Annotated in this window: 18 protein-coding genes; 12 read left to right on the top strand and 6 right to left on the bottom strand. The window is 45.5% G+C overall.

The features are described from left to right. Positions 1-69: 69 nt before the first annotated feature. Positions 70-324: a hypothetical protein gene (locus tag QUA02_RS19170; RefSeq protein ID WP_333029926.1), complete on the bottom strand. Its 255-nt coding sequence runs from the start codon at positions 322-324 to the stop codon at positions 70-72. A 358-nt stretch (positions 325-682) separates the two neighbouring features. On the opposite strand from QUA02_RS19170, the gene QUA02_RS19175 reads away from it, so the two are divergent. After that, positions 683-973: a tetratricopeptide repeat protein gene (locus QUA02_RS19175; RefSeq protein WP_333029927.1), complete on the top strand. Its 291-nt coding sequence runs from the start codon at positions 683-685 to the stop codon at positions 971-973. Here QUA02_RS19175 and QUA02_RS19180 read toward each other — a convergent pair. Next, entirely contained in the window at positions 880-1,848 is a 969-nt protein-coding gene (locus tag QUA02_RS19180; RefSeq protein WP_333029928.1) for a S1 family peptidase, read from the bottom strand. The genes QUA02_RS19175 and QUA02_RS19180 overlap by 94 nt on opposite strands. A 184-nt stretch (positions 1,849-2,032) precedes the next feature. Then, positions 2,033-2,917: a 4-hydroxybenzoate solanesyltransferase gene (locus QUA02_RS19185; protein WP_333029929.1), complete on the bottom strand. Its 885-nt coding sequence runs from the start codon at positions 2,915-2,917 to the stop codon at positions 2,033-2,035. Between the two features lie 95 nt (positions 2,918-3,012). Here QUA02_RS19185 and QUA02_RS19190 point away from each other — a divergent pair, with 95 nt between their 5' ends. The 3 genes from QUA02_RS19190 (at position 3,013) to QUA02_RS19200 (ending at position 6,916) form a co-directional block, all read left to right on the top strand. Continuing rightward, positions 3,013-4,629 carry a Ppx/GppA phosphatase family protein gene (locus tag QUA02_RS19190; RefSeq protein WP_333029930.1) on the top strand — a complete coding sequence of 539 codons (1,617 nt, stop codon included), beginning with the start codon at positions 3,013-3,015 and terminating at the stop codon, positions 4,627-4,629. Between the two features lie 193 nt (positions 4,630-4,822). After that, complete coding sequence (locus QUA02_RS19195) at positions 4,823-5,374, top strand: REP-associated tyrosine transposase (RefSeq protein ID WP_333029932.1); 552 nt, start codon at positions 4,823-4,825, stop codon at positions 5,372-5,374. 114 nt (positions 5,375-5,488) lie between these two features. Then, on the top strand, positions 5,489-6,916 hold the full coding sequence (locus QUA02_RS19200) for a protein adenylyltransferase SelO (protein WP_333029934.1): 1,428 nt from the start codon (positions 5,489-5,491) through the stop codon (positions 6,914-6,916). Positions 6,917-7,024: 108 nt separating this feature from the next. Here QUA02_RS19200 and QUA02_RS19205 read toward each other — a convergent pair whose 3' ends face one another. Continuing rightward, the gene (locus QUA02_RS19205) at positions 7,025-9,214 is read right to left on the bottom strand and encodes a tetratricopeptide repeat protein (RefSeq protein WP_445305186.1); all 2,190 of its coding nucleotides are present in this window, start codon (positions 9,212-9,214) and stop codon (positions 7,025-7,027) included. Between the two features lie 196 nt (positions 9,215-9,410). Next, positions 9,411-11,609, bottom strand: coding sequence for a tetratricopeptide repeat protein (locus QUA02_RS19210; RefSeq protein ID WP_333029937.1), 2,199 nt, complete (start codon positions 11,607-11,609; stop codon positions 9,411-9,413). Between the two features lie 622 nt (positions 11,610-12,231). Here QUA02_RS19210 and mnmE point away from each other — a divergent pair. From mnmE to darG, 3 genes are all read left to right on the top strand, one after another. Further along, positions 12,232-13,617 (top strand): tRNA uridine-5-carboxymethylaminomethyl(34) synthesis GTPase MnmE, encoded by a 1,386-nt coding sequence (gene mnmE / locus QUA02_RS19215; protein WP_333029938.1) that lies wholly within the window; start codon positions 12,232-12,234, stop codon positions 13,615-13,617. Between the two features lie 86 nt (positions 13,618-13,703). Continuing rightward, complete coding sequence (darT, locus tag QUA02_RS19220; RefSeq protein ID WP_333029939.1) at positions 13,704-14,330, top strand: type II toxin-antitoxin system toxin DNA ADP-ribosyl transferase DarT; 627 nt, start codon at positions 13,704-13,706, stop codon at positions 14,328-14,330. 24 nt (positions 14,331-14,354) lie between these two features. Then, on the top strand, positions 14,355-15,389 hold the full coding sequence (darG, locus tag QUA02_RS19225) for a type II toxin-antitoxin system antitoxin DNA ADP-ribosyl glycohydrolase DarG (protein ID WP_333029940.1): 1,035 nt from the start codon (positions 14,355-14,357) through the stop codon (positions 15,387-15,389). A gap of 45 nt (positions 15,390-15,434) precedes the next feature. On the opposite strand, the gene QUA02_RS19230 is transcribed toward darG, so the two are convergent. Further along, positions 15,435-16,973: a SagB/ThcOx family dehydrogenase gene (locus QUA02_RS19230; RefSeq protein WP_333029941.1), complete on the bottom strand. Its 1,539-nt coding sequence runs from the start codon at positions 16,971-16,973 to the stop codon at positions 15,435-15,437. Positions 16,974-17,201: 228 nt separating this feature from the next. Between QUA02_RS19230 and QUA02_RS19235 the strand changes: the two genes are divergently transcribed. From QUA02_RS19235 to QUA02_RS19255, 5 genes are all read left to right on the top strand, one after another. Beyond that, positions 17,202-17,726, top strand: a complete 525-nt coding sequence (locus QUA02_RS19235; RefSeq protein ID WP_333029942.1) for a pentapeptide repeat-containing protein — start codon at positions 17,202-17,204, stop codon at positions 17,724-17,726. A gap of 206 nt (positions 17,727-17,932) precedes the next feature. Next, complete coding sequence (locus QUA02_RS19240; protein ID WP_333029943.1) at positions 17,933-18,259, top strand: hypothetical protein; 327 nt, start codon at positions 17,933-17,935, stop codon at positions 18,257-18,259. Between the two features lie 228 nt (positions 18,260-18,487). After that, the gene (locus QUA02_RS19245) at positions 18,488-20,566 is read left to right on the top strand and encodes a dynamin family protein (RefSeq protein ID WP_333029944.1); all 2,079 of its coding nucleotides are present in this window, start codon (positions 18,488-18,490) and stop codon (positions 20,564-20,566) included. Between the two features lie 249 nt (positions 20,567-20,815). Beyond that, the gene (locus QUA02_RS19250) at positions 20,816-22,498 is read left to right on the top strand and encodes a dynamin family protein (RefSeq protein ID WP_333029945.1); all 1,683 of its coding nucleotides are present in this window, start codon (positions 20,816-20,818) and stop codon (positions 22,496-22,498) included. Positions 22,499-23,030: 532 nt separating this feature from the next. Then, the gene (locus QUA02_RS19255; RefSeq protein WP_333029946.1) at positions 23,031-24,098 is read left to right on the top strand and encodes an aldo/keto reductase; all 1,068 of its coding nucleotides are present in this window, start codon (positions 23,031-23,033) and stop codon (positions 24,096-24,098) included. Positions 24,099-24,283: the final 185 nt, after the last annotated feature.

Consider the following 24,283-nt stretch of genomic DNA (forward strand, 5'->3'; position numbering starts at 1 on the left):
ACAATTGACTGAAATGACAATTTTTTGTTAGTTGAATGCAACAATAAGGGATCTCGCTCTTTTGATCAATCATGAGCGAGATCCTTTCTGCATTTGGCTGAGAAAGGGATCTCGCTCTTTTTTTACCGCAGATGGACGCAGATTAACGCGGATGTAATAAGGGCGATCGCTCTTTTGACGAATTATGGGCGAGAGCCTTTCTGAATTATTAGAAAGGGCGATCGCTATAATTCCAGATAGCGCTGCAAAATCTATTGTGGACGAGATAGAATTCTTGATTTTCATCGAAGTGGGCGAATAGCTGCGGAATGCGATCGTGGCCACCTAACTTGTACAGGTGTTAAGGTTCGCTTTAAAACAGGCGTTTGGCTTCTTGCAGCAAGAAGGGATCATTGGACTGGGGCTTGAATCTTTTGACCACACATTGGGGCTTGTCGGGTAGATATTCGTCCTGTGCTAAGTAGGTTTCGCCAAATCCACCTTTACCCAATGAGCTGATTATGTAGTAATGTCCGCCAATAGTTTTGCCAATAATTATTTTGTTGTGATAATATTATTGATAATTATCAAACACTCGGATCGGATTCGGCGTACTTCTCTAAACCGTCGGGGAAGCAGCTTCATTAAAATTCAATAACTGCAATATAAGGTAATGACTACAAAATCGCTCGCAGATTACGATATGGCTATTCAGCTTGATCCTAACAATGCTATGGCCTACAGCAATCGGAGTTTACTCAAGTATGCCCTAGGGAAAAAAGAAGATGCGATCGCAGATTACGATCGGGCTATTCAACTTAATCCCAACTATGCTGATGCCTACAACAATCGGGGTAATCTCAAATCTACTCTTGACGACAAACAGAGTGCAATCGAAGATTACCAAAAAGCCGCTGATTTGTATAAACAACAAGGAAAGACAAGTGATGAGCAATATGCTGTCAACCGAGTAAAAAAACTATCCGAACAGTAGCGACAAACTGAGAATAACCATGCCTTCAGATGACTGGCCAACTCCTGAAAAGTATCAATCGGAATCGCCCAACTCAAAGCTTCCATCTGCCGAAAAACAGCCTGAGAAGGCACACTCCCATCCGCCAACTTAAACACATCAATTCCCCCCAAAGGATATTTCGATTTACCATTAATCCCCACCAACTTACCCGAAATATCCAATACAGGCCCGCCACTCATGCCCTCGGCAATATCATTAGTGTAACCAAGTTGGTATCCACTCTCAAGGGATTGAGCCGGCAACATTCCCACTTTCCCACTCGTTAACTTAAAAGCTTTTAGCCCCCAATTCCGAGTCTTCTCTATAGACTCTGAATTAATCCAATGCCAATTTGGAAAACCCCCAGCATAAACCGCATCTCCTACCGATAGCTTATTTGAGTTTCCGATTTCCGCAACTCGATAGGATTGAGAAGTGGTAAACTGCACTAAAGCTAAATCTACTTTACCAAACTGAGACGAGCGTAGCCATTTAGCAATATGCGTCCGTCCGTCGGCTGTCAATACTTGATAAGTTTTGTCTTTATTATCAGCTACCACATGATTGTTAGTCAAAACAGTATAAGTTTGTCCTTGACGCTGAATAATTACGCCAGAACCGGACGCAGAATCAGATAAAATTCTGACAGTGACAAGATTTGCAATTTCTGAAACTTGCTGATTAACTGATTCGGAAATAGCAGGAGATGCTGCTGAAAAATGTTCGGGTGTTTCTCGCGCTAAACCGTTCAAGATGCCAGTTAGTAGCAGTGAGATTGCTAAAATTTGCCACTGCTTCACAGATTTTACTGGCTTATCTTTGATTTTTCCAGTAAAATGTGAAAGCAGGCTCATAATTATACCTCATTCGCTGACATTAACAGTTTGATCTACTGATATAATTATTACACTAACTGCCTAGACACCAACTACTAATCGCCTTTAGCCAAAGTAGAATAATCTAGAAAAAGCAATCAAATTAGTAGAGGACAAAATTTTCGGGTGCGAAGAAATCATCCTCCACCCACCTAGGCGGAGTCTAAAAAATCTCCCCAACAATCATCCCCGCCAATATTACAAAGCCCACCCAAACATTTTGGCTAAAGATTTGACCATAAACCCGCCTAGGAATATCCGCTTTTTGCAGTTGACTGTACTGCAACAACCACAAAATTGCCGCCGCACAAATTGCCAGCCAAAAACCAATGTGCAAGTGCAGATTAATTCCCATTGCTGCTAACAAACCGACAGTACCAACAAAGAAAAAACCCACAGCATTAGCTGCATAATTCCCAAAAAAAATAGCGCTGGAGTTCACCCCCAAACGCAAATCGTCTTCGCGATCGCTCATCGCATAAACTGTATCAAATCCCATCGTCCACAGCACGACTGCACCCCACAGCAGCCAAGTCGCTAATTCTAGTTTCCCAACCGCGGCGCTCCAACTAATTAAAACTGCAAAACCCCACGCAATTGATAACACTAATTGCGGTACAGGAAAGAATCTTTTTGCTAGCGGGTAGGCGATAATCACGGGTACGGCGGCCACGCACAGCCAAAAACTTAACGGATTGAGATAAAATGCGAGAATCGCCGCGCAAGCAAAGGAAATTAATGCAACTCCTATTCCAGTTTGCACGGTGAGGGCGCGGGATGCTAGCGGGCGCGATCGCGTTCTTTCTACTTCGGGATCGATATCGCGATCCCACAAGTCATTGATGACGCATCCAGCCGCACTCGTGGCTAAGGTGCCCAACACTATCACGCCCACCAATGCTGCGGGCGGCCTCCCGTCTGCTGCTAAAAAAACGGCCCAGAGGGCTGGAATCATTAAAATGAGCCTTCCTGCTGGTTTGTCCCATCTCAAAAGCTTTAAGACGGTTAGCAATGTGGATTCGGGTTGGCGATCGGACTCGGTAAGCATTTTAATTTTAGATTGGAGATTTTTAATATTTTAAGCCGATGGCTCAGTAAATTCATGGAATAATTAAAAATATCTGTCAACCCCGATACACTCCTATGGTTAATTCACTTGCTTCTGCGGAGTCAAATCGCATTATTGCTGCTATTGATATGGGTACTAACTCGTTTCACGTGGTGGTGGCGCGGATCGATCCGAAATTGCCCGCGTTTACGATTATTGCTAGAGAAAAAGATACGGTTCGGTTGGGCGATTGCGAGGCTAAGACAGGTTGCTTGAAGTCAGAAGTGATGGAAAGGGCGATGGCCACTCTGCGCCGTTTTCAAGATATTGCTAAAACTTTCAATGCTGAACAAATTATCGCTGTTGCTACGAGTGCGGTTCGGGAAGCCCCTAACGGGCGGGATTTTCTCCAGCAAGTTGCTGACGAATTAGACCTTAATGTTAGCTTAATTTCCGGTCAGGAAGAAGCGCGGAGAATTTATCTCGGCGTTCTTTCGGGTATGGAGTTTAACAATGAGTCGCAGGTGATTATTGATATTGGGGGCGGTTCTACTGAGTTGATTTTAGGAGACAGTTCTGAGCCTCGCTGTCTCACCAGTACCAAAATTGGCGCTGTTCGCTTAACAGGAGAATTTGTCAAAACAGACCCGATTAGCAAGGAGGAGTTTGCTTATTTGCAAGCTTATATTCGGATTTCGCTGGAAAGACCGATCGACGAATTGCGCTCTCAATTCAAGGCTGGCGAACCTCTGCGCTTGATCGGCACTGCTGGAACCATCGAAACTCTGGCTGCAATTAACGCTCGCGAAAAGTTGGGAACAGTGCCGAATCCCCTAGCCGGATATCAGTTAAGTTTAAAAGATTTGCGCGATTTAGTCAATCGCTTTCGCAAACTTTCTTACTCGGAAAGGCTGGCAATTCCGGGAATGTCGGACAAGCGGGCGGAAATTATTCTGGCCGGCGCTTTGATTTTGCAAGAAGCGATGACACTATTAGGAATGGAATCGCTGACTGTTTGCGATCGCTCTTTACGAGAAGGCGTAATTGTTGACTGGATGCTGAGTCGCGGTTTGATTGAAAACCGCTTGCGCTATCAAGGTTCAATCCGCCAGCGCAGCATTCACCACATGGCTGACAAATATCAAGTCAATTTAGAACAAAGCGAAAGAACCGCAGCATTTGCGCTCAATTTATTCGACCAAACTCAAGGAATTCTGCACAATTGGGGAACCGAAGAACGAGATTTGCTGTGGGCGGCCGCGATTCTGCACAACTGCGGTTTGTACGTCAGCCATTCGGCGCACCACAAGCATTCTTACTATTTAATTCGCAATGGTGAGTTATTGGGATACACTGAAACAGAGATTGAAGTAATTGCCAACTTGGCTCGCTATCACCGAAAAAACCCTCCGAAAAAGAAGCACGAAAATTTTATAGTTCTCACTAAAAAATACCGGGAAGTAGTTAGTAAATTGCATCCTTTTCTGCGGTTGGCTGTGGCTTTGGACAGGCGGCAGATTGGCGCAATCTCTGATTTCAAATGCGAACACCGCCCGGAAGTTCGAGAGTTTCACTTGCGTCTGCAACCGCTCAATTCCGGGGACGATTGCGCCCTGGAACTGTGGAGTTTGGATTATAAAAAGCCGTCTTTTGAAGATGAGTACAATCTCAAATTAGTGGCAAGTTTGGAACCGACTCTCGTTCCAGTTTAAATACAAGGCACAGCAACTGTAGCAACTGTAGGGTGCGTCAGCCGAAAATTATCTGTCTGTCGTCAAAACATTCAGTCCTGACGCACCCGACAATAACTAACCGTAGGGTGCGTCAGGCGAAAAAATTAGCAATGTGAGAAAAGATTCAGTCCTGACGCACCCGACAATAACTAACGACTACTAACTGAATATTATGTCGAACTACCGGAGAGCCACCATACCCGGAGCAACCTACTTTTTTAGCCAACTCACTTATCAAAGAATTCCTTGGCTGTGCAGCGATATTGCTCGGGAATCTTTACGAAAGTCCCTACTCCGAGTCCAGCAACTTTACCCTTTTTCAATTGAGGCAATTGTTTTATTGCCAAATCACATACATTGTATTTGGACGCTACCAGAGGGTGATAACAATTATGCAACTCGTTGGCGATTCATTAAAAGTTTTGTCACACATGAATGCGCTGACAAATTAGGAATACACGCCGAAATTAGCGAATCCAGACAAAAACGGAAAGAAAGAAATCTTTGGCAGCGAAGATTTTGGGAACATTTAATTAGAGATGAAACAGACTATGCTAATCATTGCAATTATATTCATTACAATCCAGTCAAACATGGTTTATGCCAGTCCCCCAAAGATTGGCAATATTCTAGCTTCCATCGATTTGTTGCCGAAAGCATTTATCCTGAAGATTGGGGAGGCAATGACATCCCAGATATTCCGGCACATATTGGTCACGAGTAGTGAGTCTGTAGGGTGCGTCAGCCGAAGATTCTCTGTCTATCGTTCAAAATTTTTACAACTGACGCACCCTACAATGAATTGCAAATTTCGCCAATTTCAAGATAAAATAAAAAAATGTCAAATCCCTTGCTTTCCCTAAACTACGAACCCGCCCTAGAATCCCTCGGCGGCGACTATTTTGATGAAGTCCCGGCGGCCGATTTTCCGCAGCACATTCTCCGGTTTCGCAACGACCAATTATTGCCGATATTGGGTTTAGACCCCGCCCAAGTAACCGACCAACATTTCATCGAAGCATTCGGCGAATTTCACTGTGTCCGTCCCTTTCTCGCACTGCGCTACCACGGCTATCAATTCAACGAATACAACCCGAATTTAGGCGACGGTAGAGGCTTTTTGTACGGTCAAGTTCGCGGCACTGACGGCAGACTTTACGACTTCGGCACTAAAGGTTCCGGCCGCACTCCCTACTCGCGAAGCGCTGATGGTAGACTTACTCTCAAAGGGGGAGTTCGCGAAGTTTTGGCCGCCGAAGCTTTGCACCGATTGGGAGTTCGGACATCTCGCTGTTTTAGTTTAGTTGAAACTGGGGATGCTTTGTGGCGGGGCGACGAACCCTCTCCGACGCGATCGTCCGTAATGGTGCGTTTTAGCCATTCTCACATCCGGTTTGGCACTTTTGAAAGACTAAACTATATCCGCCGCCCAGATTTAACTAAAAAACTTTTAGATTTTGTTATTGAATATTACTATCCTGAACTGCATTTAGCAGCAAGCAATGCGGCTGTTTCGCCGGCTGAGAAGTATGCGCTATTTTATGCGGATTTAGTCAAGCGAGTAGCTGAATTAGTCGCTCAGTGGATGGCAGCAGGATTTTGCCACGCAGTGCTGAATACTGATAATATGTCGATTACTGGAGAAAGTTTTGATTACGGGCCTTTCGCTTTTATCCCAACTTACAAGCCGGAATTTACAGCAGCTTATTTCGACCATTACGGTCTTTATTGTTACGGGAATCAACCGTTTATTTGCAAGGGGAATTTAGAGAAGCTCCAGCAACCGCTAGCAGCCGCGATCGCTCAAGCTGATATGGATGCTGCTTTGGCAAAGTTTGGCGATTATTATAATGCAGCTTACCGGCAGTTGATGCTTAATAGATTGGGATTTGAGGAATTGCCAGAAGCAGATGCTGATGAGTTGTTGCAACTGACAATTAAATTGCTGGCGGAGTCTCAAGTAGGCTATCACGATTTCTTTTTTGAATTGCGAAGACAGTTCGATCGCACTTGGCGAGATGATGCCAGTCAAATTTTTAGTGAGGCGGAACCGACGGAGTTGATAGCACATTGGCGGCAGTTTTATTGTCACGTTTTGCAAAGTTTGTCGGCGGACGATCTGGATAAAATGGCGGATAGGTTGCACAGGCACAATCCCGAACAATCGCTTTTGAGACCGACGATTGAGGCTGTTTGGGAACCCATAGCTATTGAGGATAATTGGGAACCGTTTTATGAATTGGTTAAACGAATTCAAAATTCTTAAAGGGAATTGGGCATGGGGCATTGTTGACTGTTAACTGTTGACTGTTAACTGTTGACTGTTGACTGATGACTAACAACTAACAACTAACAACTAACAACTAACAACTGACTACTTGAGTTTTTCAATTTCAAATTGTGAATCTTTGTAACCGCCAGTAAGTCCTTGATCCAGGAAGATTTTGCCTGCTTTTTCATAATCGCTAATCGCTCCTGCTTTGTCTCCCAATAAGCGGCGAACTGATCCTCTACCGTAGTAAGCCGCGGCATAATTCGGATTGATCCTAATGGCTTGCACGTAATCGGCGATCGCACTGTTATAATTATTTAACTGCTGGTAAACCTTAGCCCGATTTGCGTAAGCTTCAGCATCGTTGGGATTGAACCCGATGGCTGCGGTAAAATCGGCGATCGCCCCCTGTGCATCTCCCCCTCCGCTGCGAGCTAAACCACGATTGCTCAAAGCATTATAATCATTCGGATTTACTGTCACCGCTTGAGTGCAATCGGCAATTGCTTTCGGATAATCCTTCAAATTTAAATAAGCAATGCAGCGATTGTTGTAAGGAACCCCATCCTCATCGCTCAGAGAAATTGCCTGAGTGCAATCGTCAATCGCCGCTTGATACGCTCCCAAATTCAACTGCGTACTGCAACGATTAGCGTAAGCATCTCCACTCTTGGGATCGATCGCAATTACCTGAGAATAATCCGCCAAAGCTCCCTGATAATCTCCTAGGTGAAAGCGAGCTCTCCCCCGACTGTAGAAAGCATCAACATTCTTAGCATCGAGTTTAATTGCTTCAGTATAATCTCCAATCGCCCCCTGCAAATCTGCGCTCGCAGCGCGAGCCAACCCCCGCGAATGATAACCTTTAATAAAGTTCGGCTGCAACCGAATTACTGCGTTAAAATCCTGAATAGCCGTCTTGTAATCTTGCAGTTCTAAATAAGCAACTCCCCTTTCATAATATGTATCAGCATCGTTGGGCTGGAGATTCAACACCTGAGTGTAATCCTCAATCGCCCCGCGCTTGTCGTTAAAATCGTGACGGGCTAGGCCCCGGTTAAAATAAGCCTGAAAATATTTAGGATTGAGAGCAATCGTCTGAGAATAATCGGCAATTGCTTCTTGATACTTTTTTAAATCGTAATTAGCATTACCCCGCTGATAAAAACTCTCAGCATTGTTAGGATTTAATTGAATTGACTTATTAAAAGCCTGCAAAGCTGCCTCCGCATCTTGATTGCGAGACTTTTCCACTCCCTGTTCGTAATATTCCTTAGCTTTAATCGGATTCGGGCGGCTCCAATAACTAAATAGAAATACCAGAGCTATCGCCGCCCCGAAGCCAGCCAAAATCAGCCACCAAAACCGAGTTCCCAAACGTGACGAAAAACTATCAAAAGACACTAAGCTCGGAGAAATATTTTTCTTTTGAGCCGTATTCCCCGGCTCTTGGCGGTGTCTCAACTTGCTGAGAGCTGCCAAAACTTCCTCAGCAGAGTGATAGCGTTTGCCAAATTGATGACAGACCATTTTGTCAATTATATTTGCCAGTACCTGAGAACATTGAACTCGGTTTCGCCAAACAATCTCCCCCGTATGAGAAGGACTCGGATCTTGCAATTTTGGCAAATCCGTACCGGGCAAACCCGTGATAGCTTGGACGGCCATCATCCCGACTGCATAGAGGTCGCTGCTAAATTGCGGGTTGCCTTGAAATTGTTCGATCGGCATATAAGCCGGAGTTCCAGTAGCAATGGTGCGCGGAAATTCTGTATCGTAGTCGCTGACGTGACTTGCAACTTCTTTAACCGAGCCGAAGTCAATTAAAACTAATTTGCCGTCTGGTTTGCGGCGGATTAAGTTGGAGGGATTAACATCGCGGTGAATCACTCCCTGAGAGTGTACGAAAGCGAGAAGTTGCAACACTTCTTCCAATAGATCGATCACTCGTTCTTCCCGCCAAGGTTGACCTGCCACAATTTCCCTATTTAGGGCGTGTCCCGGCACAAACTCTTCGACGAGATAGAATTGATTTCCTTCTTCAAAATAAGCGAGTAAAAATGGAATTTGCTCGTGTTTTCCCAGCTTTTCTAATATTTCTGCTTCTTGTTTAAATAAGCGGTAAGCTGTTTTGAGAACTGTGGAAGTGTTGCTAGGAGGGCGAAGTTGTTTGACTACACATTGAGGGTGGCCCGGGCGGCGAGTATCGACAGCTAAATAAGTTTGTCCGAAAGCTCCCGAACTGAGAATTTGCACTACGCGATAACGCCTGTCTAAAAGTTGACCAACCATGTTCATATCGATAATTGGGAATTGGTAACGGGGAGTTGGGAGTTGGGAATTGGGAATTGGTGATTGGTAATTGGGAATTGGTAATTGGGAATTAGGAGTTGGTAATTTTGCCTTCTTCCTTCTTCGTTCTTCATTCTTCATTCTTCATTCTTCCTGATGACTGATGACTGATGGCTGATGGCTGATAACTAAGAGTTTATTTAGGGTCGTTGATTTGTGCTTGTGCGTTTTGGAAACCGTCGGCTCTTCCTTGTTCTAGAAACAGCGTTGCAGCTTTCTGAAAATCCTCGATCGCCCCGGTACGGTCTTTGAGTTGGCGGCGGACGAGGCCTCGGCTGTAAAAAGCGCTAGCATTGTTGGGGTTGAGCCGCAGCGACTGAGCAAAATCCTCAACCGCTAAAGGGTAATTTTTTAGTTCTGAGTAAATAGTACCGCGATTGCTGTAAGCTACTGCATCGCTGGGATTGAGCCGAATTGCTTGAGTAAAATCTTCCACAGCACCCGGATTGTCTCCCGAAGCCGATCGAGCTAATCCTCGATTGCTGTATGCTTTGGGATTGTTGCCGTTGAGTCCGATCGTCAAACTGCAATCTTCGCTGGCTTTTTGAAATTGTTTTAAATTCAGATAAGCAATGCAGCGGTTGTTATAAGCTGCTTCATCTTTGGGATCGAGGCCAATTGCTCGGGTGCAATCTGCAATCGCTTTGTCGTAGGTTGCCAAATTTAAGTAAGCGCTGCACCGATTGGTATAAGCATCAGCTAGCTCTGGTTCCAATTCGATCGCCTTACTGTAATCTTCCATCGCTCCTTGATAATCTGCCAGATTAAATCTCGATCGACCGCGACTGTAGTAAACGCCAGCTTGTTTGGGGCTAATTTGAATTGCTTGGGTAAAATCTGCCATTGCTCCTGTTTTGTCGCCCGCGGCCGATCGAGCTAAACCCCGATTGCTGTAAGCGGTAGCATCGTTGGGATTGAGCCGAATTGCTTGAGTGTAGTCAGAAATTGCCGTGCGGTAGTCGGCCAAATCGTAGTAGGCTAAACCCCGCTGATAGTATGCCTCACCGTCGCTGGGATTGAGCCGCACTACTTGGGTGAAATCTTCCACGGCCCCGGGCTTGTCGCCGGTGTCGCGGCGGGCCAGACCTCGATTGTAGATGGCTTTGGTGTGGCTGGGATTGACTTTAATTGCTTGCGTGTAATCCTGTATTGCTTGCTCGGTGGCGCCCATGTCGTAGCGAGTATTGGCTCGCTTGTAGTAAGTTTCCGCATCGCTGGGATTCATGGCGATCGCGCTTGTATAATCGGCGATCGCCCCTGTTTTGTCCCCTTGTTGCGCCTTTGCAACGCCGCGGGCTAACAATTCTTTTGCCCTCGCCGGACTTTGACTCTGCCACAAGTAAATTATGAGTGCTGTCAAGATTAAAGCGGAGGCTGTTGCAGCCATCAGCAGCAGTCTAGTTTGGCGGTGTCTCGGCGGTTTACTCATAGCGTCCGTGATGATTGTGGCTGGCGGCGGCTCAACCTCCCATTTTACGGCGATTTGTTTGAGGTCTGCCAAAACTTCGGCGGCCTCCTGATAGCGTTCCTCGCAGTCGGGGTGCACCATTCGATCGATAATATCTGCTAGGACAGGCGAACAAGTTGCCCGGTTTCGCCAGGGAATTTCGCTTTTGTTGTTTTTTAAGGCACTCAGTTCGTTGGGTGAGAGTCCCGTCACGGCAAGCTGGGCGATCGTACCTAGAGCGTAGATGTCGCTATTGTAGCGGGGGTTGCCGATCGATTGCTCGATCGGCACGTATAATGACTCATCCCCCAAATCCTGTTTTTTTGCCTCATGCCGTTTAAGAGAGTTCGGGGAGGTTTGCGCCAACAAATGACAGTTAGCGAGTTCCGGGTTAATTTCTTTGTCTAAGCTAAAGTCAACCAACACAAATTTGCCGTCTGACTCGCGCCGGATCGCTCTGTCTGGTTGAATTCTGCGGTGAATGAAACCCTTATAGTGTATGAACACCAAAATTTCTAATATTTCTGATAGCAGACCAATTACTTTGTCTTCAGACCAAGGTTCACCGGGTATTAGTTCTTGACTTAAAGGCGATCCGGCAATAAATTCTTCAATTAAGTATAAACTTTGATTTTCCTCAAAATATGCCAATAATTCGGGGATTTTGTCGTGTTTTCCCAATTTTTCAATTATTTCTGCGTTTCTTTGAAATATAACTTTGACTAATTCTGGAGTTTGCGAACTTGTGCCGGGGAGCAGCATTTCTCTAACAGTGCATTGCGGATACCCGGGACGGTGAGTATCTGCTGCTAGATAAGTTTTTCCCACCTCACTTGAGTCTGTGACTTTAATGATGCGGTAACGTCTGTCGAGAAGTTGACCAATCATGCGAGAACCCTCTACCCTGTTAATGTTCCATTATCGCATGAAATCACGATAGCCCAAACATTTGGCTGAGTAATTTAAGTTCGATCGGGCCGTGACTCCCGCCCAAAAACGAATATTTGCTTTCCGACAGGAGTCGTGAGACGCCCAAAATTTTAGACCCGAGTTGAAGCTCCCCGATTCATCTGTGGAGTAAATCTAAAATCTAAAATCTAAAATCCACTGACTGAGCAAACGGGCGATCGGATTGCCTATGTAAGTCAAGCGCGGCTGCGCTCTTCTAATATCTTACAAAAAATTCGCTGAAATTGTTTATTCTGTCAATGAAATATGTATAATTTAACAACCACGCCGGAGGTCAGTCAAATGAACGTACAACTGGTTAAATCCCTAATTAAAGTTATCTTACCTCTCGCCGCCGACGAGCAATTAACGAGCCTAGGAAAAATATTACCAACTCTCCCCTACTCTTTGACTTAGGAACTGGTGCAGCTTGCACAAAATGGCGGCTATTTTAATTTTTTGAAGAACCAATCAGAGATTTATATCCTCGAAGACAGAGCAGCAATTGCCCGATCGCCCAAAACAAACATTAAGATAAATTTGGAATCTGTAAACAATAAAAATGTCTGAATCACTAACAAAAGGAGGAACGATCGCAGCGATCGCCACGGCCATAGTTCCCCAACAAGGCAGCGTCGGCATTGTGCGACTTTCCGGTTCCGCAGCCTTAAAAATTGCCAAAACTCTGTTTCGCGCCCCAGGAGGGCAAATCTGGGAGTCTCACCGCATTCTTTACGGTCACATCCGCCGCCCCAAAACTGAAGAATTAGTCGATGAAGCTTTGCTGCTAATCATGAAAGCGCCGCGTTCTTTCACTCGCGAAGATGTCGTGGAATTTCACTGTCACGGCGGCATTATGGCCGTGCAGCAAGTCTTGCAGTTGTGTTTGGAAAACGGGGCGAGATTGGCCGGGCCGGGAGAGTTTTCGCTGCGGGCTTTTTTGAACGGGAGGCTCGATTTAACTCAAGCTGAAAGTATTGCAGATTTGGTGGGAGCAAAATCGCCGGCTGCTGCACAAAGTGCTTTGGCCCTTTTGCAGGGAAAATTAGCGCAGCCAATTCGCCAACTGAGAGCAACTTGTTTGGATGTGCTGGCAGAAATTGAGGCGAGAATTGATTTTGAGGAAGATTTGCCGCCTTTAGATGAAGCTAAAACTTCTTTGCAAATAAATCATATTTTGGCGGAATTGTCAACAATTTTGCTCTCGGCAGATCGCGGTGAATTGTTGAGAACGGGTTTGAAAGTGGCGATTGTCGGGCGGCCGAATGTGGGAAAGTCGAGTTTGTTGAATGCGTGGAGTAAGAGCGATCGGGCGATCGTCACAGATTTGCCCGGTACGACGCGGGATGTGGTAGAATCGCAGTTAGTTGTCGGAGGAATTCCCGTGCAGGTGCTGGATACTGCGGGGATTCGGGAGACGGAGGACAAGGTAGAAAAAATCGGCGTTGAGCGATCGCGCGCAGCAGCAAAACAAGCCGATTTAGTGTTGTTGACAATTGACGCGGAAGCGGGTTGGACAGAGGAAGATTCGGAAATTTACGAACAAGTAAAGCACCGCCAGCTAATTATAATTATCAACAAAATCGACCTAGTAAAAACAATTCCCGAATTACCTTTTCCCCCTGAAATTCATCCCATAGTTACCGCAGCCGCCGCCCTCGATCGAGGCATAGAAGACTTAGAAACAGCAATCTTAGATGCCGTCAGCGGCGGAAATTTGCAAGCAGCAAACTCAGACTTAGCAATCAACCAGCGGCAAGCAGCAGCCTTAACCAGAGCGAAAATTTCTCTGGAACAGTGCACGGATACTATTAGCAACAAATTGCCTTTTGATTTCTGGACAATAGATTTGCGCGGCGCAATTCAAGCATTGGGTGAAGTTACGGGAGAAGAAGTGACAGAATCAGTGCTGGACAGAATATTTAGCAAGTTTTGCATTGGCAAATAACAAGGGTAAAAAATTGTTTATCTTTGAGTAAGTAAGCAGGTATTATAATTGTGTCTTAAACCTGAAAAAGCCAACAGATAACAGCAGTGCCAATACCTATTTACCACATCACCCACATTGACAATCTAGAATCTATTATTTCTCAAGGTGGATTGTTCGCTTACAATGTTATGTTTGAGACACAAACTAACTACACTAATATCGCCTACGAAAATATCCAATATCGTCGCGCTACAACTTATGTTCCGTGCGGTGAAGGTGGAGTATTGCATGATTATGTTCCATTTTATTTTGCTCCGCGCTCTCCGATGCTATATACTATTAGTCGTGGCAATGTAGAAAACTACACTCAAGGTCAGGCAGCAGTTATTCACCTGGTTTCTAGTATAGAGAATATCGAGGCTGAAGATTTATCTTTTGTTTTTACTGACGGTCATGCAGTCATGACATTTACCGATTTTTTTGACGACCTCAACTATCTAGGTGCGATCGATTGGGATGTCATGGAATCGCTTTACTGGAATGACACAAACGAAGATAATGACAGAAAACGCAGGCGTCAAGCCGAGTTTTTGGTTCGCTACTTTTTCCCTTGGCAGCTAATAACAGAAATCGGAGTTATGAGCGATACAATAAAAACACAGGTAGAGAATATTTTACAAAATTTTACACACAAGCCATCAGTCATAGTCCGCAATAATTGGTATTATTAAGATAAGAAAGATTTGGAAATAAAAGTGATTGAAATTCAGCAAGGCAACCTGTTAAAAGTAAATGCCGAAGCCCTAGTCAACACAGTTAATTGTGTTGGAGTTATGGGCAAAGGAATTGCCTTGCAGTTCAAGCAGGCATATCCCGAAAATTTCCGCCAATATGAAAAGGCTTGTCGCGCTGGTGAAGTGCAGCCAGGACAAATGTTTGTAATATCTACTGGCAATCTATTCAATCCCCGATACATTATTAATTTTCCCACAAAACGCCACTGGAAAGGCAAGTCAAAAATTGAAGATATTAAATCTGGACTAACAGCTTTGATTCAAGAAATCAAGCAATTGGGCATCACTTCCATTGCGGTTCCTCCGCTGGGTTGCGGGAACGGCGGGTTATCTTGGAAAACGGTAAAACCTCTCATTGAATCGGCGTTTTTGGAACTGCCTAACGTGCAAGTGCTGCTGTTTGAACCGCAGGGTAATCCTGAAGCTGATACGATGCAGGTTGCTACCGAAAAACCAAAAATGACTCGCGCTCGTGCCTTGTTTGTTCGCTTGCTGCATCTGTACGGAATTCCTGGCTATCGGTTGACAATGCTGGAAATTCAAAAGCTAGCTTATTTTCTTCAGGTAGCAGGTGAACCGCTAAAATTGCAGTATGTGAAAGAAAAGTACGGCCCTTATGCAAATAATCTCAATCATGTTTTGCAGAAGCTGGAAGGGCATTTTATTCGAGGTTATGGAGACAGGAGTAGAGAGGCACAAATCTATGTGTTGTCTGACGGTGAAATAGCGGCGCGGAAGTTTTTAGAAAATGCCCCCGATGCTATTGAGCGACTAGAGCGTGTTAGCAACTTAATCAACGGTTTTGAAACTCCTTACGGAATGGAACTGCTGGCAACTGTTCACTGGGTTGCTAAGGAAAATAGGGAAGCAGCAGAGGATTCCGAAAGAGCGATCGAACTTGTACGCGAATGGAACATTCGCAAGAGCGAACTATTTAAGCCTCAACATATTCGCAAAGCGTGGCAGCGGCTTCGCGAGCAGAATTTGTTTTGTTAGGATACTTTCTGCGTTGACTAATGCTGACTGATGACTCATTCTGGCTCACGATCGAGGTCTTCCCAGAGTTGTAATATAAAGCACAGCTTCACTCGCAGGAATACCGAGAACGTCATTCACCCGATCGTCAAAAAAGCCCGCGATACCGCTGACACCCAAACGCAGTTGAATAGCTGCTAAATTCAACCGCTGGCCCAAATGACCCGCATCCATGTGCAAATATCGGTAAACTCGATCGCCATATTTTGCTACCGCCCTCTTCAAATCCGCCGTGTGAAACAACAGCGCCCCCGCATCTCTGCCCAAGTCTTGCCCCAAACACAAAAAATGCAGCTCCCTGCGGAAATTTTTAAACCTAATTTGCCGCAATTCTTGAGCTTTCGGAGCGTAATAGTAACAACCTTCTTCTAACCCATTCACTCCCGAAACAGCGATAAAAGTCTCGATCAAACTCAGATCGAAATAGTCGGGAGAACTGTCTAATCCTTGGTCGATATAGTGCTGCGGCTGGTAAGTGAAATCGAGCACGGCCAGCAGTTCGCCCAAGCTCAAAGAAGCACCTGTATAAGCACGGGTAGAACGCCTTTTGATCATAGTGCTTTCTAAAGTTTCCAGGTTCACCCCCCAAGGAATCGAAGGAGTGACAGTCGAGACTTTAGTACAAAATGGAAAGTTGTATTTATCCTCTAATTCCCCTTCAGTTTCATCAAATTTCCAGCCATCAGCTCCGGTGGGATCTGATTCTAACTGTGTCGCTTTGTGGAGGAATCCTAAAAGTTGACCTTCCGAAATTTGCGGGTAATCTGTTGTGGTGTTTCCGGGGAAAGCTGTTTTAAATTTTGGCAAGTTTTGGTCGATATCCAGCAAGTCGGCTAAACCAATTAAACAGATCGCTCCTTCTTGTTCCGAGTCGATGTACAGTAATTGATCGATCGCTTCGTCGGCGAATCCTCCAATCAGGTGAGGTCGGTAATCGTTGATGGCGCAAGCTAACTCGATATTGCTCAATAAATGACCGGTGTCTAGGAAAATTCGCCGATAAGCTCGGTCTTCGTAACGCCAAGAAGAACGGAAAAAAACAGTGGTAACGGCGATCGCCAATTGGGTATTTTCTAGCACCGGCGACCCAAAACAAGCTGCTTGCAACGCCGGCCAAATTTGGCTGTCCCAAAAATGAACAAGTGAATGAGTTCTGCACTGATAGTTGTAAAGTCCGGCCGGCAAATGCGGCGTACCGCGAGATATTAAATAAACCTCTGCTGGGTAGAGCCCGCCCGCAGACGGTGCGGATCGCAAATACAGGTAGCTGTCGTCTACCGTCTGCACCTTCGCCGTCAACCCGTAGCTGCACAGCAACAAGCTGGACAAGCGGTGCCACCAACCGGCATCTGGAGCCGCATCGGAATCCTCCGAGGGGTCTTTTAGATAAGGCTTGAGGTCAAAATACGCTCCAATTTTATATTCTTTGAACGGAACAGGTTGCTCTGTCCAATCTAGCCGTTTGCTTTTGGCAGCAATCGTTTCAGGGTCGTATTTCGTCTGTTCGTGGTAGTGCTCAGCAATGGAAAGAGGAAGTTCTGGCATATTTCAGTAGAGAATTGGCTTTGGTTTGTTTATCGATCTTGACATTACCGACCGCTTACTGGTTGAGCAAGGCAGAAATTTACAAATATAAAAAAAATCTTAGAAAAAGTGCGATCGTTGTTACACAAGCTTAACATAAGAAGATGCCTAAGTATAAATACGCAAAAAAATAAGTATCAATTATCGTTATGGATTGGCTGCAATAGCTGTCCTCATAAAGGGATGAAAATGCAAAAGCTAAGCGCTGAGGAATTGCTCGCTCAGTATTCTGAGGGCAAGCGAAACTTTGACGCAGTTGACTTAAGTGGAGATAACTTGTTTCAAGCAGATTTGGCAGAAATAAACCTTTCTGGTAGCGTTCTCAGGCGAGCTTATTTGCCCTACGGAAATCTGACTCAAGCCAATCTTTATAAAACAGAGTTGCAAGATGCTGAATTGGGCGATATTCAACTTTATCAAGCCAATTTGTCGGAAGCTAATTTGTCAGGTTCTAATTTATCAAGAGCTAATTTGCGCCACGCTAATTTGCAAGGTGCTAATTTGCAGAAAGCTAATTTACAAGGTGCGGATTTGTACAATGCAGATTTGAGCAATGCCGATTTGAGATATGCTGATTTGAGCCGAGCTAATTTGGAGAAAGCAAAGTTAACTAAAGCTCAATTAGCTGGGTGCAACTTATTTCGATCGCGTTTGGTTGATTTGTCCGACGCTGATTGCGATCGCACTACCATCGGCCCCGAAGGATATCGATGATTCGCAACGCCGCCTAGTCTAGGGCGTAGGGCGATCGGCTTAAAAGGTCGTGAAGCGTAGCTATCCCGTAGGGAATCGCCCTTTTTGAAATTTCTTAACACCTCTCGACACGGCGGCAAATGTGAGTTACAGTTGTAGAGAACTTATCGCTCCGCAACACAGACAATAAATAACACACTTTTTAACTGGCAAACAGGGTAAATGTTATGAATTCTCCCGATAAAAAAGCAAGAGAACTCCGGCACAAAGAACAAGAGCTGCGGAGGCGCGAACAAGAAATTCGGCTCCGCGAACTAGAAGCCGAAATCGACCGCTCAGTGCCCGAACATCTAACGAGCAAGTACGAAGAACCAGACAGCAAAACTAAGGGCAAACTCAAACAATGGCGCCGAAAAATCATAGCAGCCGCTCAATTTACAGGCATTGTCATTGCTGTTGTCGTTGCAGTTCGCATCGCATCTTGGCTGGCAACTGCGGTGATAGTTGGAGGGATTGCTTTGATTGCTTACAAAATATTTGTTGAAGAAAACTAGAAAATCACCCAAAACTTTTAGTAACGGAGGACACGGCAATGCCGTTTCCCTACTCCCAAACAATCAGAGCTCGAAACAGATGTAACTATCACGCCTATTAATTGTAGGGAAACGGCACTGCCGTGTCCTGACTGTGGGTAATACGAATTCCGATGCCACGGATTTGATATCAAGTTGCTTTTAGCTTATTCTCGCACAAACCGCTCGGAAAACTATCAATAAAAAACCATGAACCTTAAAGTAGAAACCAGCAATTTTCTCAACGATTTAGAGCGAGTAGCCACCGTCCGCCGAGAAATTGCCGATCGCCTCAGCAACATCGCCACAGCCATCAATCAATCCGAACTAGAAGGAAGCGAAGCATCGGGAAAACTCGGTTTAGAAACAGAAAACGCCGACATCAATCTCGCCAGCAAAAACTTGCGCCAAGGAGTCTTTAGGCTGCTTGTTTTAGGCGACATGAAACGCGGCAAAAGCACTTTTCTGAATGCCTTAATCGGGGAAAACTTACTGCCCAGCGATGTCAACCCCTGTACGGCTTTGCTGACGATTTTGCGCTACGGTTCCGAAAAAAAAGTAACTGTTTATTTCAATGACGGCAAAAGCCCCAAACAGCTAGATTTTAAAAGTTTCAAACAGAACTATACAATTGACCCCGCTGAGGCAAAACGCCTAGAAGAAGAAAAGAAACCAGCATTTCCAGATATCGACTGCGCCGTAGTAGAATATCCCTTGCCTTTGCTAGAAAAAGGCATAGAAATAGTAGACAGTCCCGGACTCAACGACACAGAAGCCCGCAACGAATTATCTCTAGGTTACATCAACAACTGCCACGCTATTTTGTTCGTGCTCAGGGCAACTCAGCCTTGCACGATGGGTGAAAGACGCTATCTAGAAAATTACATCAAAAATCGCGGATTGAGCATTTTCTTTCTGATCAATGCTTGGGATCAAGTGCGGGAAAGTTTGATTGACCCGGACGATACTGAAGAAATGGCAGAAGCAGAAGAGAAACTGCGGCGAGTTTTTAAAGTTAATTTGGCTGAATATTGTTTAACAGAAGGACACGATATTTACGACGAGCGAGTGTTTGCAATTACTTCAATTAAGGCGCTCAGGTTGCGAGTGAAAAACCCGGATGCGGATTTGGCAGGAACTGGTTTTCCCGAGTTTATGGCGGCACTGAATACGTTTTTGACGCAGGAAAGGGCTATTTCCGAACTGCGTCCGGCGAGGACTTTGGCGCGTCAAATTTCTGCTCGCGTCCGCGAAGCTGTTGGGCGCCGTTTACCATTGCTCGATCGCGATGTCAACGAGTTGAAGGAAAAGATTAATTCAGTTGAGCCGGAATTTAAGAAGTTGACTCAAATCCGCGATGAATTTAAACAGGAAATTATCGGAGTTAGAGATAGTAAATCGCGGGCGATCGCAGATTCTTTCCGCATCTACGTTCTCAACTTAGAAAATACCTTTGAAACAGATTTCTTGCGGTATCAACCCGAGCTGAGATTTCTGGATTTCTTCAGCCAAGACAAGCGAGAAGCCTTTGAAGCATCGCTCAGACGAGCATTCGAGCAGTACATCAACGACAAACTAGCAGCTTGGACTCTCACGGCCGAACAAGAGATGAATTCAGCATTTTCGCAGCTATCGCAAAGTGCGGCAAATTACGGAGCATCTTACACGAAAGTGACTGAAAAAATCACCGAAAAACTGACCGGGCAAAAGATACCGGCAGCAGTCAGCAACTCGAAGGAAGATAACTCGCCAGCTTGGGCAAAATGGGCGATGGGATTGTTTTCGTTAACCAGCGGAAACCTGGCGGGCGTAGCAATGGCAGGAGCGGGTTTTGACTGGAAAAATATTCTGCTCAATTTAATTACTGTGTTGAGCGTCAGTACGATTTTTGCTAGTTTTACGGGGATTGTTTTGGGGCCGCTGTACTTGGCTTTATTGGGGATGGGTGTTGGGGTTTTGCAAGCAGACGGAGCTCACAAACAGTTGGTGAAAGCGGCGAAAAAAGAGTTAGTGAAATATCTGCCGCAGGTGGCACAAGAGCAGTGGCAGCCGATTCACGATGCTGTGAAAGAGTGTTTTGATGTTTACGGGCGGGAAGTGGGCGATCGCATGAATGATGATATTAATTCTCGGAAAGCAGAATTAGATAATTTGCTCGAACAAAAGGAATCTCGCGAGATTAATTGTCAGGCTGAATCTGAGCGCTTGAAAAAATTGGAGGCTGATGTTTCTGCTCAGTCGTACAGTATAGAATCGCTATATCAAGGTTTCCTAGCATCGGCTAAATGAATGTGTCCCGATCCTTCATATCAATTCCGGCTGGGCCGGAACGATCGGCGAGGACACGGCAGTGCCGTTTCCCTACGCTAGATGAATTGTAGGGACACGGCACTGCCGTGTCCTGATTTCAGGTAATATTAATTCCGATGCAACCGGAAACGATATCAATCCTAGACGCAAAACCTAATTAATGTAGGTGCTCACTGCCCACCCTACTAACTACAAACCTCTTATTATCAAACAATTAGATAAAACAATATGCAACAACCCGAAACTTATCAAAACCTGACAGACAATCTCAAGTCAGCACTCGGTATTCTCGAACTCGACAAAAACTCCCAACTTTACCGAGATACAACCTCAATCTGCGACTATCTCGCCAAACCAACTTTTCAAATCGCTGTCTTTGGCCCGTTTAATTACGGCAAGTCAACTTTGCTGAATGCTTTGTTGGGAAATCGTGCTTTGCCGATCGACCTTGTGCCCACTACAGGTGCTGCCATTTATGTCAACTACGGCGAGGAATTGCACGCAAAAATCACCCTCAAAGACGGCACAGAAGTTAGCGAACCGGGGACTGATGTGTTGAAACGCTACGCCATCCTTGACGACGCCAGACAAATGCGGGATGATGTGGCAGCCGTGAATGTTTACTGTCCCCATCCATTCCTGAAAACGGGTGTGGAATTGCTGGATTTGCCGGGAACCAACGATCGCCAAGAACAGGATAATTTGGTTCGGGATAAATTGCTCGCGGCTGATTTAGTTGTGCAGGTTTTAGACGCTCGCAAATTGATGACTTTAGGCGAACGGGAGAACTTAAGAGATTGGTTGAGCGATCGCAACATCAACACAGTCATCTTTGTTGCCAATTTTCTTAATTTACTCGAACCAGACGAACAAAAACAAGTCTACAATCGGTTGTTGTTTGTTGCCGAAAGTTTTCGCTCCAACTTGCCGAACAATATCAGCAATATCTACCGCGTCGATGCTTTGCCGGCTTTGAGGGCGAGGCTGAAAGGAGATGTGGCGGCCGCCCAAACCACAGGAATTGCCGCGTTTGAATCGGCTTTGCAAAGTATTGTAGCAGCTCAACAGGAACAACTAGCAGTTAAGTTGCCCAGAATTGAAGCCATAGCTATTAAAATTTGCCAATCTCTGCGAGCGAAATCTGAAACTGTCACCGCAGAAATAGCCGCAGCTCAACAAAAGCATAAAGACAGAATTGAAATTAAACAAAAAGCAGAAAAACTGATATTAAAAGGCTTTCAAGCCAGCGTTTCTGACTTCGAGATTTGGCTTTACCAGCCCACACTTTTGCAGCGGTATCAATCGGAAATGGCGCTGTCGCTCCAGGAAGGGAGTTTTGATGCGTGGAAGATAAAATTTCAGCGAGAGGTCTTAAATCAGCAGCAAACGATCGCAGAATGGGTAAATAAAGCTTGCGAATTCTTTGATAAAGAACAGCCGATCGCACTTTTGACCTCGTTTCCCCCATCCCCCCAAATCGTTTTACCGGAACCGCCGCCACCTCCGGCTCAAAAGTCGATCGAGGGCGAAGTAACTCCAGTGGCGATCGCCACCGGCTTAGGTTGGCTGTTGGGCGGGCCTGTGGGAGCCGCAGTAGTCGGCGGTGCTAGCTATATTTTGAATAAAAGAACTGGCTATGAAAAGCCGCCTGAATCGTCAGAAGCTTATCTCAAGCAAGTAACGCAAATTTGCAGCGAGGCTGCTAAAAACTATCTCGCTCGCTTCAGCACCGATACTTTTTCCATGCTGCAACACTACAAGGAAATCGCCGGAAAAGTTATCTGTTTTCAAGACAGCAAAGAGCCACTACAGACAAATATTCAGCAATACCAGATACAGTTAATCAATAATTTGTTAGAAAATATCGAATCCTGCCTTAAAATGACCAAATCTGTAATTAACGGCAAATGATCCGAACCGACATTGCGGCCAGTATGTATCTTCAAAATACCAATTTATTTGCTGACTAGAAAGTGATCTATCGGAATATAAGCCAGCGGCATAAACGTCAGTCAAGTCGCTAAAAACTGAGATGTTGCACCGTCAATAAGCCTTTTATTTTGGCAGTGGAAACTTGGCTGATTTGCCCATCAATCGTCCCCTATGTCCGGTAAGCAACAATCAGGCTGGGATGGTTCGCGCACATCGAGATCGAATCTGCAAAGCAAATTGCGGCCGGATTAGGACTACCTGAACCCAGCCAAGAAATCATTCCGAATCACGGAAAAAGTTCAGCGGCACTCAGCATTGAGAATATGCCCAAGAACTCGCTCAAATGTTCCTTTAGACAGTTCCATAACTCAAGCACCTCCGACCAAGGCTAGAGAAAAGATTGCTTCTAGCTCTTTAGGATTATTTCTGTGACCTACTTTGATAGAGGTTTTTTGCATCTGTTCCTCTAATACTGTGAGTAAGTCCTAGTTATTTCTTAAAGGAGACATTTATGGGTATCAGCAGACGCGATTTGTTAAAGGTAACTTCTGTTTCGGGTTTGGTTGCAGCAGGAATGGCAGCTTCGGAAGGGTTTTTTAAACCTTTGTTAGCTCAAGATGAACCGACCCAAGTATACGCTGAAAGTGAAGTTGCCCAAGAAGCTCAGACCCAAAGCGGCGAGATGAGTTACAGGACGCTGGGACGCACCGGAGAGCGAGTGTCTGCAATTGGCTTAGGGGGACACCATATCGGACGCCTTCGAGAGGAGCAAGAAAGTATCAAGCTCATTCGCAGCGCGATCGACCGCGGCATCAATTTCATGGACAACTCCTGGGATTATCACAACGGACGCAGCCACCGATGGATGGGTGCAGCGCTCAAGGATGGCTACCGGCAAAAGGTCTTCCTGATGACAAAGATCGACGGTCGCACTAAAGGCGCTGCTATGATGCAGATTGACGAATCGCTGAAAGCCTTGCAGACCGATCGCATCGACCTGATGCAGCATCACGAAATTATTCGGATGGAAGACCCCGATCGCATTTTTGCACCCGGTGGGGCAATGGAGGCTGTGGTGGAAGCGCAGAAGGCGGGCAAGATTCGCTACATCGGGTTTACAGGACACAAAGATCCTTTGGTTCACCTGCGAATGCTGGAAGTTGCCACTCAAAACAATTTCCGTTTCGACGCGGTACAGATGCCGCTGAACGTGATGGATGCTCATTTTAGAAGTTTTGAGCAACAAGTTCTGCCGGTGCTGGTGAAGAACCAAATCGGTGTGTTGGGGATGAAATCTATGGGCGACTCCTACGTGCTTAGAAGCAATACTGTCACCCCGATCGAATGTCTCCACTATGCGATGAATCTGCCTACTTCAGTTGTGATTACTGGCATTGATACCATGCAACTCCTCGATCAAGCGTTTGAGGCCGCTCGCACGTTTAAGCCGATGGATGGGGCACAAGTTGCCGCGATGATGAATCGCACACGCGCAGCGGCGGCAAAAGGGCAATACGAACTGTATAAAACTAGCAACCAATTTGACAGTACCGCAATGAACCCATCCTGGCTAGGATAATTTGTTATACCAATTTAATGTGAAGTTGCACATATCTCGATCCCCCTAAATCCCCCTTAACAAGGGGGACTTTGAGCGGAATCTTGTCCCCCCCTTATTAAGGGGGGCTAGGCAGGGTGGATTAATTGTCAACGCAATAATGTATCATAGAAGAGGCAATCAGATATTACCATCGGGTAAGACTA

This window comes from Microcoleus pseudofavosus SVA1_A4, assembly GCF_036700565.1.
GTDB lineage: Bacteria > Cyanobacteriota > Cyanobacteriia > Cyanobacteriales > Microcoleaceae > Microcoleus.

What these genes read in the sequence shown, in the direction of transcription:
- QUA02_RS19175 (WP_333029927.1), top strand. Translation starts at nt 683, where the DNA reads ATGGCTATTCAGCTTGATCCTAACAATGCTATGGCCTACAGCAATCGG.
- QUA02_RS19180 (WP_333029928.1), bottom strand. Translation starts at nt 1,848, where the DNA reads ATGAGCCTGCTTTCACATTTTACTGGAAAAATCAAAGATAAGCCAGTA.
- QUA02_RS19185 (WP_333029929.1), bottom strand. Translation starts at nt 2,917, where the DNA reads ATGCTTACCGAGTCCGATCGCCAACCCGAATCCACATTGCTAACCGTC.
- QUA02_RS19190 (WP_333029930.1), top strand. Translation starts at nt 3,013, where the DNA reads ATGGTTAATTCACTTGCTTCTGCGGAGTCAAATCGCATTATTGCTGCT.
- QUA02_RS19195 (WP_333029932.1), top strand. Translation starts at nt 4,823, where the DNA reads ATGTCGAACTACCGGAGAGCCACCATACCCGGAGCAACCTACTTTTTT.
- QUA02_RS19200 (WP_333029934.1), top strand. Translation starts at nt 5,489, where the DNA reads ATGTCAAATCCCTTGCTTTCCCTAAACTACGAACCCGCCCTAGAATCC.
- QUA02_RS19205 (WP_445305186.1), bottom strand. Translation starts at nt 9,214, where the DNA reads ATGGTTGGTCAACTTTTAGACAGGCGTTATCGCGTAGTGCAAATTCTC.
- QUA02_RS19210 (WP_333029937.1), bottom strand. Translation starts at nt 11,609, where the DNA reads ATGATTGGTCAACTTCTCGACAGACGTTACCGCATCATTAAAGTCACA.
- mnmE (WP_333029938.1), top strand. Translation starts at nt 12,232, where the DNA reads ATGTCTGAATCACTAACAAAAGGAGGAACGATCGCAGCGATCGCCACG.
- QUA02_RS19230 (WP_333029941.1), bottom strand. Translation starts at nt 16,973, where the DNA reads ATGCCAGAACTTCCTCTTTCCATTGCTGAGCACTACCACGAACAGACG.
- QUA02_RS19235 (WP_333029942.1), top strand. Translation starts at nt 17,202, where the DNA reads ATGCAAAAGCTAAGCGCTGAGGAATTGCTCGCTCAGTATTCTGAGGGC.
- QUA02_RS19240 (WP_333029943.1), top strand. Translation starts at nt 17,933, where the DNA reads ATGAATTCTCCCGATAAAAAAGCAAGAGAACTCCGGCACAAAGAACAA.
- QUA02_RS19245 (WP_333029944.1), top strand. Translation starts at nt 18,488, where the DNA reads ATGAACCTTAAAGTAGAAACCAGCAATTTTCTCAACGATTTAGAGCGA.
- QUA02_RS19250 (WP_333029945.1), top strand. Translation starts at nt 20,816, where the DNA reads ATGCAACAACCCGAAACTTATCAAAACCTGACAGACAATCTCAAGTCA.
- QUA02_RS19255 (WP_333029946.1), top strand. Translation starts at nt 23,031, where the DNA reads ATGGGTATCAGCAGACGCGATTTGTTAAAGGTAACTTCTGTTTCGGGT.